At 69.4% G+C, this 12,091-nt stretch carries 10 protein-coding genes; 3 read left to right on the top strand and 7 right to left on the bottom strand.

The genetic code is table 11. The features are described from left to right. Window positions 1–191: 191 nt before the first annotated feature. Together BLQ73_RS03095 and BLQ73_RS33070 are read right to left on the bottom strand one after the other, a co-directional pair. Window positions 192–1,475 (bottom strand): helix-turn-helix domain-containing protein, encoded by a 1,284-nt coding sequence (locus BLQ73_RS03095; RefSeq protein ID WP_093168193.1) that lies wholly within the window; start codon window positions 1,473–1,475, stop codon window positions 192–194. Window positions 1,476–2,219: 744 nt separating this feature from the next. Then, window positions 2,220–3,464 (bottom strand): SecDF P1 head subdomain-containing protein, encoded by a 1,245-nt coding sequence (locus BLQ73_RS33070; RefSeq protein ID WP_218125589.1) that lies wholly within the window; start codon window positions 3,462–3,464, stop codon window positions 2,220–2,222. Window positions 3,465–3,932: 468 nt separating this feature from the next. Between BLQ73_RS33070 and ald the strand changes: the two genes are divergently transcribed. Then, on the top strand, window positions 3,933–5,051 hold the full coding sequence (gene ald, locus BLQ73_RS03085; RefSeq protein ID WP_093167995.1) for an alanine dehydrogenase: 1,119 nt from the start codon (window positions 3,933–3,935) through the stop codon (window positions 5,049–5,051). 107 nt (window positions 5,052–5,158) lie between these two features. Here ald and BLQ73_RS03080 read toward each other — a convergent pair whose 3' ends face one another. Next, complete coding sequence (locus BLQ73_RS03080; RefSeq protein ID WP_093167993.1) at window positions 5,159–5,779, bottom strand: thioredoxin-like domain-containing protein; 621 nt, start codon at window positions 5,777–5,779, stop codon at window positions 5,159–5,161. Between the two features lie 191 nt (window positions 5,780–5,970). Here BLQ73_RS03080 and BLQ73_RS03075 point away from each other — a divergent pair, with 191 nt between their 5' ends. Then, window positions 5,971–6,573, top strand: a complete 603-nt coding sequence (locus tag BLQ73_RS03075) for a DUF305 domain-containing protein (RefSeq protein ID WP_245690752.1) — start codon at window positions 5,971–5,973, stop codon at window positions 6,571–6,573. An 83-nt stretch (window positions 6,574–6,656) separates the two neighbouring features. Then, window positions 6,657–6,953, top strand: a complete 297-nt coding sequence (locus BLQ73_RS03070; RefSeq protein WP_093167989.1) for a DUF3467 domain-containing protein — start codon at window positions 6,657–6,659, stop codon at window positions 6,951–6,953. Between the two features lie 261 nt (window positions 6,954–7,214). Here the strand turns inward: BLQ73_RS03070 and BLQ73_RS03065 are convergent, their stop codons facing one another. From BLQ73_RS03065 to BLQ73_RS03050, 4 genes are all read right to left on the bottom strand, one after another. Beyond that, window positions 7,215–8,639, bottom strand: a complete 1,425-nt coding sequence (locus BLQ73_RS03065; RefSeq protein WP_093167988.1) for a sensor histidine kinase — start codon at window positions 8,637–8,639, stop codon at window positions 7,215–7,217. Window positions 8,640–8,861: 222 nt separating this feature from the next. Then, a complete protein-coding gene (locus BLQ73_RS03060; protein WP_093167986.1) occupies window positions 8,862–10,154 on the bottom strand; it encodes a sensor histidine kinase in 1,293 nt (430 codons plus the stop codon). A gap of 201 nt (window positions 10,155–10,355) precedes the next feature. After that, window positions 10,356–11,402, bottom strand: a complete 1,047-nt coding sequence (locus tag BLQ73_RS03055) for a CU044_5270 family protein (protein WP_245690751.1) — start codon at window positions 11,400–11,402, stop codon at window positions 10,356–10,358. Continuing rightward, window positions 11,395–11,979: an RNA polymerase sigma factor gene (locus BLQ73_RS03050; protein ID WP_093167983.1), complete on the bottom strand. Its 585-nt coding sequence runs from the start codon at window positions 11,977–11,979 to the stop codon at window positions 11,395–11,397. Before BLQ73_RS03050 ends, BLQ73_RS03055 begins: the two co-directional genes overlap by 8 nt. Window positions 11,980–12,091: the final 112 nt, after the last annotated feature.

The raw sequence follows: 12,091 nt of genomic DNA, 5'->3' as shown, positions 1-12,091 counted from the left end.
CCGTCCTTACGGTTCGGATCCCCCGCCCGTCCGAGCGGATCTTCCGAGCCCCTCCCGCGCTTCGATCTTCCAGCGGTTCGATCTTCCAGCGCTTCGGCCTTCCAGCGGTTCGGCCTTCCGTCCGGCGAGGCCGCGAACCGGCCGGCGACACCCGCGAAGGTGCCGCCGAACCGGCATGCGATGCCGTACGGCTAGAGCCCCGCGCAGGCCAGCGCCCGCCGGTAGGCGTCGACGCTGCCCTCATGATCGCCGAACGACTCCATGGTCTCCGCCGCGGCATACCACGTCTGGGCCGTCCTGCGGGACAGCGGAAGCTGCGTCAGCAGATCCCGCACCCCGCGCAGCTCGCCCGCCGCCTCGTCGCCCCGGCCCAGCGCGCTGTAGGCCCGGCCGAGCAGCAGGTGCGAGTCGGCCCCGAGGCTGCGATTCGCCTCGGTCAGCATGTGCTGCGCCGACTTCGCGTAGTCCGCCGCCCGGTCCGCCTGCCCGAGCCGCAGCTCCACCGAGGCCAGCTCAAGGGCGCACCGGGCCCGGTCGACCGTGCTGGCCGACGTCTGCGCCAGCTCGCGCTCGGCGCGAAGCATCAGACCGCGCACATCCTCCACGTTCTGCGAGGGGATGCGGGCCTGGAGCGAGGCGAAGGCGAGGCGCATCCGCGCGAGGTTGCGCGGCTCGCCGTTCTCGGACTGTACGGCAAGAGCCCGCTCGGCCAGCGCCAGCGAGTCCTCGGCCCGTCCCACGGCCTCGGCCACCAGGGCGGAGTTCCAGCTCGCCGCCACGACGGCCCGCGGGCTGCCCAGGGTCTCGGCGGCGGAGAGCAGCTCGGCGGAGAACTGCCGGGCGCGCAGCAGATCGCCGCGGGCGAGGTAGACCGACAGCAGGGTGGCGCCGAGCTCGACCAGTTCGTCGGTCCACGAGGGGCGCACCGCCCCGGTGAGGATGCGCTCACCCACCTCGACCGCCGCGGCCAGATCGCCCCGGTCTCGGTGGCAGCGGGAGAGGGCGATGGCCACGCCCACGTGGCGCTCCGGCGGCAGGTCGTCGGCCCGGAGCCGCTCCAGCACCGCGATGGACCCGGCCTGGTCGCCGCACGCCTCGATCGCAAGGGCCAGACCGTATTCCGCGTCCTGGCGGAGCCTCGCCAGCCCGGCGAGCGCCCCGCCGGAAAGGAGCTCGGCGAACCTGTTGCGGGCCTCGACGACCTCGCCGTTCTCCAGCGCGAGCCGGGCATAACCGAGGCCGAGCTCGATCTCCTGCATCTGCTCCGCGGTGACGCCGTTCACCAGGTAGGTGAGGGAGCAGTCGAGTTTCTGCGCGAGCAGTTCGAGAACCGCGGGGGTGGGGGTCCGCTTGCCGCTTTCGATGAGCGAGACATAACTGTCCGACAGTTCGGGGTGGGCTAGTTGGGCCTGGGAGAGCCCACGCTGGCGGCGGATCGCCTTGATTCGCTGGCCCACAAGTTCTTGACCGGTCACCGGCACCCCTCGAAGATGTAGTCCGACAATCGATCCAGCGATGGGAGTTCCCAATGCGCCGACGTCTTGCCCTGTCTGCACTGGCCTTCTTGTTCGCGGCCTCTGTGACCGCAGGAAGCAATGCTACGACCGTGGGAGCCGGTTCGTCTCCCTTTAAGAAGCTCGACATCATCGCGTGCTGCTGATTCTCGCCCCGCGCGAGAATACGACCGACTCGGTTATCGCCGACGCCTGGTTCCGGTCCGCCGAATACCGCTCGCTCGGCGGACGCGATACGGGACCCCGTCACAACAGGCAGGCATTCGTTCGGCCCACGTGTTCCACGACCGCGCCACGGTCGGGGTGGGCGTAGAGCGGACTGCGCAAGGTCAGACCGGCGCACATGCCGGCACCGAGCAGCAGCGGTGAAACGAGCCGCGTGCGGATCGGTCGGCGCACCTGCAAAGGCGCCGCCGAACCCGTAGCGCGCTCGTCGACTCTCCCATCGGTCACCACCCCGTCGTTTCGCGCCTCGTCGAGGCGCCAGTCGTGACCGACACCCTCTGTATCCCTCTGGGGTGGCAGACGTCTTCGTGAGCCTCGTCCCCTTGACGGACGCCAAAGCTCACGCGCGCCCGCCGCCGGCGCCGCCGCTTTCCCGGCGGCGACCGGCGGCGCGGCCCGTGCCGCTTCTGCCCCCCACCCACGGGGCGCCGCGCGCCGTAACGTTAGGGCCGTGCGTTAGGTCCGTGCGTTAGGGGTTCGTCAGCGTGACTCGGACGGCTCGCAGACCACGCCGTCGCCGTCGACGTCCCTGTAGAACTGGTATTCGGGGTGGACGCCCTTGTGATACGGCCCGTACCCGGCGGCGATCGCCTCCTTGCACGACCCGAACCGTTTGTCGGGCGCACGCCCGCGGCCGGCCCCCCGCGTGGTGGGCACGGTTCGGGGAGTCCTCGCCCCGGGGGTGCTCCCCGTACCGGTGCCGCCTCCCGCGCCATCGGCCGTACCGGTGCCGGTTCCCGCTCCTGAAGGCGAGTTCGACTGACCGGGCGCGGGTTGCCCGGGCGCGGGCTGGTCAGGCGCGGGTTGCCCGGGCGCAGGCTGACCAGGCGCAGGCTGACCAGGCGCAGGCTGACCAGACGCAGGCTGACCAGGCGCGGGTTGCCCGGGCGCAGGCTGACCCGGGGCGGCCGGTTGCTGTCCGGCCGGCGCGGGCTCGCCTTTCAGCTTGGCGACCAGGGCGTCGGCCTGCTCCTTGGTGAAGGAGCCGTCGATGGTCAGGCTGTCCTCGGTGATCGCCTGGGTGACCTTGGGCGCGGAGATGACCTTCTGGGCGACGACGATCACGATCTGCTGGTCCATCGTGTCCCGGGTCAGGTCGGCGAGCCGACTGCGGGAGGTGGGGCCGACCGCGATCCGGACCGCGTAGGTGCCGTCCTTTTCGGCCACTGCCTCGATGCGGTGAACGGCGGTGACGTCCACCCCCTTTTCGATCAGATAGCAGTTCTGGCCCGCCTCGTCGAGTACGGCCTGCGCCCCCGGGCAGGGTGCGCGCTGCACGGCGGTCACGGGGGCGAAGTGGATGGGGAGCGCGAGAGGGGCAGGCGGTCTCCCCCCGAGCGGCAGATCGGGGTTGCGCGTCATGAGGACCGCGATGGTGCCGAGAACTCCGGCGCTCACGACGACGAGAACCAGAGCGACGATCAGGATGACCGTGGTGGCCCGGCTGGCGCGGGGCACAGAGGGCTCTGAGGGCGCAGGGGGCACAGAGGACTCGCGGCCCGGCTGTCCCTGCTGCCCGGCTCCGGCGGCTCCAGCGGCTTCCCCGGCTCCTTTGGCCGGGCCGCCGCCCTTCTCAGCCCGCTTCCCCGCCCGCTTCCCCGCCCGCTCGTCCGTGCGTTCGGCTCGTCTTCCACGTTTCGCAGGCGTGCTCCCCTCGGCGACCGTTGAGGCGGCCTTGCCGGGAAGTGGCCCCGGCGACTCGGCCGGACCGGAATTCTTCTCCATCTCGTGACCCCAATATCACCGACGTCGCTCGCGCGAGCTTACCGAGGGCGTGGGACGGCCCGGGAGAACATCCACCGGCACCCCCCATCGCATCCGGTCGGGAAGCGGATCGCTCAAGCCGACCACATAAGAAAGGCCCGGTAAAGACCTTGTCGGGTCCGACCGGCCGCCGACCGTGCACACCAAATCGTCAGGAACGCTCTCCGATCTCTTACAGATTGCCCATAGCGTGCCGCCGCGGCGCGGCCAACAGTGGAGACGAGCCTTTTTCTCCGTCCGGTGCCCCCATACCGAGCCGCACCAGCGTCGCGCCTCGCGTCTCGGAGCAGCATAAAGAGCCGCCCGCGTTCACAAGGCGAAGAAGCCGTGAAGAACCCGCCACTGTGACGATCGCCATTCCGCCGACGCGGCTTCGGCAGGATGGAGGCACTGGAGAAGCGGCCTGATGCTCAAGCTCAAGGAGGAGCCGTGAGAATCGGAGTGCCCCGAGAAGTCAAAACCCATGAATACCGGGTGGCCCTCACACCCGCCGGCGCCCACGAGCTGGTCCGCCTCGGCCATCATGTCGTGGTCGAGCACGGAGCCGGTGCCGGATCGGCCATCCCCGACTCCTATTTCGAGGCGGCGGGCGCGGAAATCCTTCCCACCGCGGACGACGTCTGGGCCGAGGCCGACCTGATCCTCAAGGTCAAGGAGCCGGTGCCCGAGGAATACCACCGGATGCGCAAGGGCCAGGTCCTCTTCACCTACCTCCATTTGGCGGCTTCCGGCGACTGCACCCACGCCATGCTCCAGTCCGGCATCACCGGCATCGCCTATGAGACAGTGCAGTCGCCCTCTGGAGCGCTCCCCCTGCTGGCCCCCATGTCGGAGGTCGCGGGGCGGTTGGCCCCCCAGGTCGGGGCCTACCACCTGATGCGCCAGGGCGGAGGCCGAGGCGTGCTGATGGGCGGCGTGTCCGGAGTCCACGCGGCCAAGACCGTGGTGATCGGGGCGGGCGTGTCGGGCATGAACGCCGCGGCGATCGCTCTGGGCATGCAGGCCGAAGTGCTGCTTCTCGACAGGAACATCGACCGGTTGCGCCAGGCCGACCTCATCTACCAGGGGCACTGCCAGACCATCGCCTCCAACGCGCTGGAGATCGAGCTGGCGGTTCTCCAAGCCGATCTCGTCATCGGCGCGGTGCTGGTGCCGGGGGCAAGAGCCCCCAAGCTGGTGAGCAACGAGCTGGTGTCCCGGATGAAACCGGGGTCGGTGCTGGTCGACATCTCGATCGACCAGGGCGGCTGCTTCGAAGACTCGCGTCCGACCACGCACGCCGACCCGACCTATCAGGTGCACGACTCGCTCTTCTACTGCGTGGCCAATATGCCCGGTGCCGTACCTCACACCTCGACCTACGCGCTGACCAACGTCACGCTCCCCTATGTGATCGCGATCGCCGGTCGCGGATGGCGGGAGGCGTTGGGCGAGGATCCCTCGCTGGCGCTGGGACTTAACACCCATGAGGGACATTTGACGAACGAGGCCGTGGCCGAGGCACATGGCCTGACGGCGACGGCCGTGGCACGCATCTTGCGGGATTGACCGACCGCGCCCGCCGTACGCGCGAAACAGGGGCAGGACGTCGTCCTGCCCCTGTCACCCAGCCGCTGTCTCACAGACCCTGGCGGGTCCTCTCGGGTCGTCGCCGGTCAGGAGACGGGCGTGCCCACACCCTGCGAGCAGAGCGCACCCGGCTCAGGCGTGTCCGGCCCGTTCTTGTACTTCGCGATGAACCTCGGCAGGCGCGCGTCGTCGGCGCCATCAAGCTTGAGCTGGTTGCCCCACGTCGATGCCACCACCTTGGCCGGGAGGCCCTCGTAGGGGCTGAGCAGCATGTAGTCGCCCTGCGCCTTCACAATGCCGCGCAGTTTATCCACCTCGGCGGCCGGCAGGTTCGGCTGGTAGGTGATCCACACCGCACCGTGCTCAAGTGAATGCACGGCGTTCTCGTTGCCGATGGGCTTGTCGTAGATACCGCAGTTCTGCCACTCGCCTGGCGGACGGTGCGGGCCGCCGACCGGCGGGTTCTCCTTATAAGTGACCTTTTCGGAGGTGTGGTCGGCTCCGAGGTACTTGAACTTCTGCACCGCGTCCAGAGAGGAAGCGGAGCGTTCGACGACGAGGTAGTACCCCACAAGTCCGACCACGACGGCGATGACGAGACCGCCGACTCCCCACATGAGGAGGGCGCCCCGGCGGTCCTTGCGCTTTTGCTCGGCCCGCAGCCGGGCGAGCTGCTCACGCCTCGCCTGGGTCTTCTCCTTCGTCATCATTCCTCCATCAGCGCCGCAATCTCGGCTAACCCTATGCCCTCCCCCCCTATGCCGAGAATAAGGAACTGAAGCCGCACTCTGTCCCCGAGCATGACGATCACGGGTACTCTGGACCAACGATGGAAACCCCCGTTACAGGCGCACGAACCACATTTCGCCGCCTGACACCGGCACTCATCTTCGCTGCCGTGGCAGTCGCCTTCGCCGTCCTTTGGATCACCGGCAGGGTCGGCGCCCCGTCCGATTCGTCGGCCGAGGCGGGCTTCGCACGCGACATGGCGACCCACCATGCGCAGGCGGTGGAAATGTCGTTCACCGTACGCGACGCCACCACGGCCGAAGACGTCAGAGACCTCGCCGGCGACATCCTCACAGGTCAGGCGACCCAGCGCGGCATGTTCATGGGCTGGCTCCAGCAGTGGGGGCTCGATCAGGGCTCGATCCAACCCCGTATGGCGTGGATGGCCGGACACGGCCACGGGCAGCAGACCACCTCACCGGGCACCGCCGAGGCCTCCGGGCAGACGTTGATGCCCGGCATGCTCTCCGACGCGGATATGAAGCGGCTGGCGGACGCCAAAGCCAAGGACGCGGAGATCCTCTATCTGCAGCTCATGATCCGCCACCATGAGGGCGGCGTCGAGATGGCCGAAGCGGCCCTCAAACTCTCCGACGACACCCAGGTCACCGGCACGGCCCGCCACATCGTCAACAGTCAGACCGGCGAAATCAAGCTGATGACTGACATGTTGGCGAAACGCGGGGCGCAACCCCTGCCGACCGGCTCCTGAACCAGGTGAGAACGCGTCCGGTTTGGCCCGTTGGACAGGTGAGCGGCAGCATGGGAGAAGCAGCCTGACCAGAGGGGGAAACCGTGAACGACTCGCCGGAGAGCCGGCTTGAGCTGAGCATCTCCGCGGAAGTAGAAGCTGGGCAATACGCGAACTTCGCTTCTGTGTGGCATACCGAGGATGGGTTCGTTCTGGACTTCGCGGTGATCACCCGCCCGCCGCAACTCGCCAGCGACCCGGCGTCGGGCCAGAACTTCGTCAGCGTGCCCACCCGCATCGTCAGCCGCATCCGGCTCCCCCCCAACCAGGTGTTCGAACTGATGAAAGCGCTGGAACAGCAGCTCACCGCCTACGAGAAAGAGACCGGCCGCAAGGTCTGACCCCTTTCCCACGCCATGCCGTACGGCACCGCCCCCCGCGCGCGACGAGCCCGGCCATCCGGCCGGGCTCTTCCCTTATCGACTTCCTTATCGACGCCTACCTCACTCCTCCCCCGGCGGCCGGAAGAACACCCGATCGTCGAGGTAGCAGTCACACTGTCCACACCCTGGAAGCATCGCGCCCTCCCACGTCACGGTCATGGCTACGACCGTACGCCGCCCCTTCATCCCCTTTCCTCCCCCATATGGCCAGACTCACGTTCACTCTCCACCCGCCGCCTGTGTCGGGGCTGTGTCGGGGACCGTCCGACCGCCCGCGACGGGCATCCGCACGGCGACTTCGTCCGCGCTCTCTCCGTCCGCCTCACACCGGTCGCGTCGAGAATGCGGTAGAGAAGGGAACTTGTCCGCCCCCAAGGTCACGGTGAGGATGGTCGGCCCGCCGACAGGGCTGTTCAGCGTGAACAACCCGTCGTGCGCCTCGACCCGCCGGCGGATGCCGACGAGCCCGGAGCCGCTCTCGTTCGCCCCGCCCCGTCCGTCGTCCACCACCCGAAGCCACAGCCGGTCGTCCATGTGGCGGACGCTGACGACGGCGTACCGGGCCCGGCTGTGCTTGGCGATGTTGGCGAGCGCCTCGGCCACCACGAAGTAGGCGGTGGCCTCGACGGAGGCGGCGGCCCTGGCCGGAGGGCCGGCGTCTACGGTGCAGGGCACCGGGCAGGCCGCGGCCAGGTCGGCGAGCGCGTCGGCGAGGCTTTTGTCGGTCAGGACGGGCGGCAGGATGGCGCGCACCACGTCCCGGAGCTCACCGAGCGCCTGCTCGGCAGTGGTCTGTGCCCGTTCAAGTGACGCCATGGCGGTGGCCGGATCGCGCTCCAGCGCCCGCAGCGCCGCCTCGACCAGCATGTCGACGGCGACGAGCCGGTTCTGCGTCCCATCGTGCAGTGACCGCTCGATCCGGCGCAGTTCGGCGACGTGCGCGTCGAGTGCGGCAGCGCGGGTCGCGGTGAGCTGCGCTACGCGCAGGCTCAGGTCGACGTCGGGACCGGGCCGCAGGAGACGCCGGCCGAACCATGCCTGCAGCCGGGCCATGCGGGGTGTGAGGATCATGGTGAGTGCGATCTCGATCGGGACCAGCCCGGCGACAGCGACCGCACTGGGGAAGTCCTTGACCTCCCACATCCCGTAGGTCGCGGACGTGGCCTCCTCCGGAGGCAACAGCCACCACCACAACGCGAAGGTCGCGTCCTGGAGCACGTGAACCGGGAGGGTGAGGGCGAGCAGGCCCAGGAGAAGGCCGACGGATGCGTGCACGACCGCCCAGGCCAGCTCGCGCCACACCGTCGTATCGGCGAGGGCGGCGCGCAGCGCGGTCGGCGGCGGGGGCGCGGCGATGATCTCCTGTGTGCCCCAGCGTGAGAGCCGGGTCCGCTCCCGGTTGGCCACCGCGCGTAGCCCGCGCAGCGCGACCGGCACCAGCGACAACCCCGCACCGATCAGGCACGCCAGGGCGGTGACGGTCATCGAGAGGAGCGCGACCAGCGCCAGGATTCCCGTGCCCATGCCGCTGACGAGGTGTTCGAGCGCGTCCAGAGTGACACGGCCACGGGCGAACAAGTCCCACCGTCCCGGCCGCCACCGCAGGCGCGGCTGCCGCAGGGTCCGGCTCTCACCGACCGCCATGGAACGTACCTCCTCGGCCACTCACAAGCCGTTCGATGATCAGCACCGGAGGTACAGCAGGCTATGGCCGACCTATCACCGTGTCGGAGTTATTGTCATAAGGGACATTTCAAGCCCATGCCAGAGGCCATCGCCGTGCGCGGCCGGGCCGTACCGCTGACCAGGCGCGGTGGCGGAGAAGCTCAGGTTTCCTCTGTGATCAGAGGAATCACGCCGCCGGCGTCACGGCCCGCAGGGCAGGCTCACGGTCAGAACGGTGGGTCCGCCACGAGGGCTGTCCAGGGCGAACGTCCCGACGTGCGCTTCGACTCGGCTGCGGATACCGCGAAGCCCGGAGCCGTTGTGTTCGTCCGCCCCGCCCCGGCCATCGTCGACGATCTGGACATGAAGCCGGTCACCGACGCAGCGGACCTTGATGGCGATGTGCCGCGCATGGCCGTGCTTGGCGATATTGGTGAGTGCCTCGGCCACCAGGAAGTACACGGCGGCCTCGACGGACGCGGCAGCCTTGGCCGGAATATCCGCATCCATGGTGCAGGGCACCGGGCTGGTCGCGGCAAGGCCGCTCAGCGCGTCGGCGAGGCTCAGGTCGCTCAGTACGGGCGGCAGGATGCTTCGTACGACTTTCCGAAGCTCGGCGTGCGCCTGCTCGACGGCGTACTGTGCCCGCATGAGGGGCTCCCTGACGGTGGAAGGATCGCGTTCCAGCGCACGACGGGCCGCCCCGAGCAGCATGTTGACCGCGACGAGCCGATTCTGCGTCCCGTCGTGCAGCGACCGCTCGATCCGCCGCAACTCGGTGGCGTGCGCGTCGAGGGCCGCGGCTCGGATCGCGGTCGGGTCCGCCGCCCGCAAGGCCAGATCCACGTCGATGTCGGGGCCGATGCCGGGGTCTGGGTCGTGGCGCAGCAGCCGCAGCCCGGGCCACGCCTGCAGTCGTGCCAGGACGGGTGCGATGATCACGGTGATGGCGATCCACACCAAGATCAGCAGGGTGATGCCGAGAGCGCTGGGCACGTCCTCCATGGCCCACAGTCCCAAGGCCTTGGTCGCGGCCTCTTCCTCCAGCAGCCACCACCCCAGCGAGAAAGCGGCGCTGGTCAGGGCCTCAACGGGCAGCACGAGGGCGAGCGCTCCGAGCAGGGCCGTGGACCCGGCGTGGATCACCAGCCAGCCCAGCTCGCGGCGGACCGCGCGGTCGGCGACCGCGTCGCGCAGCCGGGACGGGGTCGTGCCCGGGCCGACGAGCCCCGGGCCCCAGCGCGAGAGCCGGGCGCGTTCGCGGTCGGCGACCGCCCGCAGCTCGCGCAGTGCGGCGGGTACCAGCAGCAGGCCTACGCCTATCAGGCACAGCAGCGCGGTGGCGGCCAGCAGCAGAAGCGCGATCATGGCGACGATCCCCGTACCGCACCCGCCGACGAGGCGTTCGAGCGCGTCAAGCGTGGCGCGGCCACGGGCGTAGACGTCCGAGCGCACGGCCGGGCGCCGACGGGTCCCGCGATCGTCGACCGCCATACACACTCCACGACTGAGAACCGGACGCCCCACGGTTGGAGCATGCGGCGCGCAACGGTATAGCAGGCTATATCTCGACTTGATCTTTTATCAGGGAATCGTATGAGGTTGAGAGGGTCGGCTGGGTTTCGTAGCCCGCCACGCGCGGGTCAGAGGGCGGGGAGGACATTGCGGGTTAACAGGCCGTGAAAGGCCACACGGTCAATCGCCTTTCACCACGGGAGCCCGGTCGACAAGTGAGACCTTCACAAGCGCGTTGGAGGTCAGGACACTTCCCACCGGTGCTTCGGCGAGCCTGGCGTCAACGACGGTCCTCCGGTTGCCGAGGAAACCGTAGGTCTTGCTGTCGAAGATGTACTCCTCGCGGACGCCGAGCCACGGATCGACCCTCGCCGCCGCGATGCCGGTGCGGCCCGCCGCGTCGACGGCCTTCCCAACGCCGACCACTCCGGGGATGGCCGCCGCCGCGCGGAACAGCGCGGCCCGCTGCGCCGCGGGAAGATAGGCACCGGCGAGCAGGCCACCGACCCGGTTCCAGGCTTCGAGGTCGGCTTCGGGGCCGGGCTTCAAACCCGTGTAGAGGTGCTGATACATCTTCGCGGGATCGGTGGGGAGGCGGCTCACGTAGGCGTAGTCGGTGCGCAGATACTCGGCCCTTTGATCGAAGTCGGCCGCCTTCTCAGGTCCGGTCCGCACGCCGACCCCTTCCCAGGCCCCTGGCGGGATGGGCCAGCCCGGGTACGGCCGGGGCTTCAAGGTCACTCCCTCACTGAACCCGTGAGTCGAGTCGCCTTCGAAAGGCATCCACACCTTGCTCCGCCCACGCACCAGGTAGCGGTGGTGGCCGTCGGCGTCGTTCGCTTCGACGGGCTCCATGGTCTGTGATTCGAAAACCAGGTATTGGCCGGGCCTAGGGCGCAACTCCGGGAACTCGTCCGCCTTCTCGGCGGCTCGGGTGAGGGTCTTCTCCGCGTTCATGGGCATGGTGTGGATGACCGCGGCGGGCTTCTGCTCGGCGTCGAGCAGGAACACCACGCCGCCTGCGGTCAGCGCGGCGGCGGCCAGACCGGCGGCGAGGCCGACGCGCAGGTGGACGGCGAAGCGGCGACGCGGGCGACCGTTCCCCTCGGGAAGGGGCGCCTCGGCCGCGATGGCCGACAGCAACCGCTCCTCCTGGCCGCGCAGAGCGTCCGAGTCGGGACGCGGAACCTCCTCGCGGAACCGCTCAAGCCTGATCATCTCACTCATGGACGGGCTCCTCTCCTACGGTGGCCATCGGATTGATCTCGCCGAGTTCCCGGCGGAGTTTGCGGCGGGCACGGTTGACGCGCGAACGTACGGTGCCGAGGCGCACGCCCAGCGCCTCCGCGACCTCGGGATAGCTCAGCCCCGCCCACGCCACCAGCAGCAGCGCGTCGCGGTGCCCCGCGGGAAGCGCCGCGAGCGCGCCGGCGAGGCGGCGGCGGGCGGCCTCGGCGCTGAGCCGTTCGTCGCTGCGTTCGGTGAACGGCTCGGTCACGGGGTCGACGCCCGTACGCTCGACGGCACGCAGGTGCCGCACCTCGGTGCGCACGTGCCGGCTCATCAGGTGGGTGGCGATGCCGTACAGCCATGGCCGGGCGTTGGGCCGCGCCGCGTCGTAGCCGCCACGCTGCCGGAACGCCGCGAGGAACGTCTCGGCCACGACATCGTCGGCCGCGTCCTGCCCCAGTTTGCGGGTGACGTAGCGGGTGAGGTCGGGGGCGTGGCGCCGGAAGAGCTCGGCGAATGCCTCCGGATCGCGCTTTGACCGTGCGATGACGGACGCATCATCGGCTCCGCTCATAATGTGGCCTCTCGGCTTCGAATCATCACACCTGTTGTTGCCACGTCGGCGGCGAGCGGTTCCCACGTTCGGGAAACTTCGGGAAAGAAAAAGGGCGGCCCGCCGTGGAAGG

Source organism: Sinosporangium album, from assembly GCF_900100605.1.
Lineage (GTDB): Bacteria > Actinomycetota > Actinomycetes > Streptosporangiales > Streptosporangiaceae > Sinosporangium > Sinosporangium album.
This window is presented reverse-complemented; position numbering and strand designations above follow the sequence as displayed.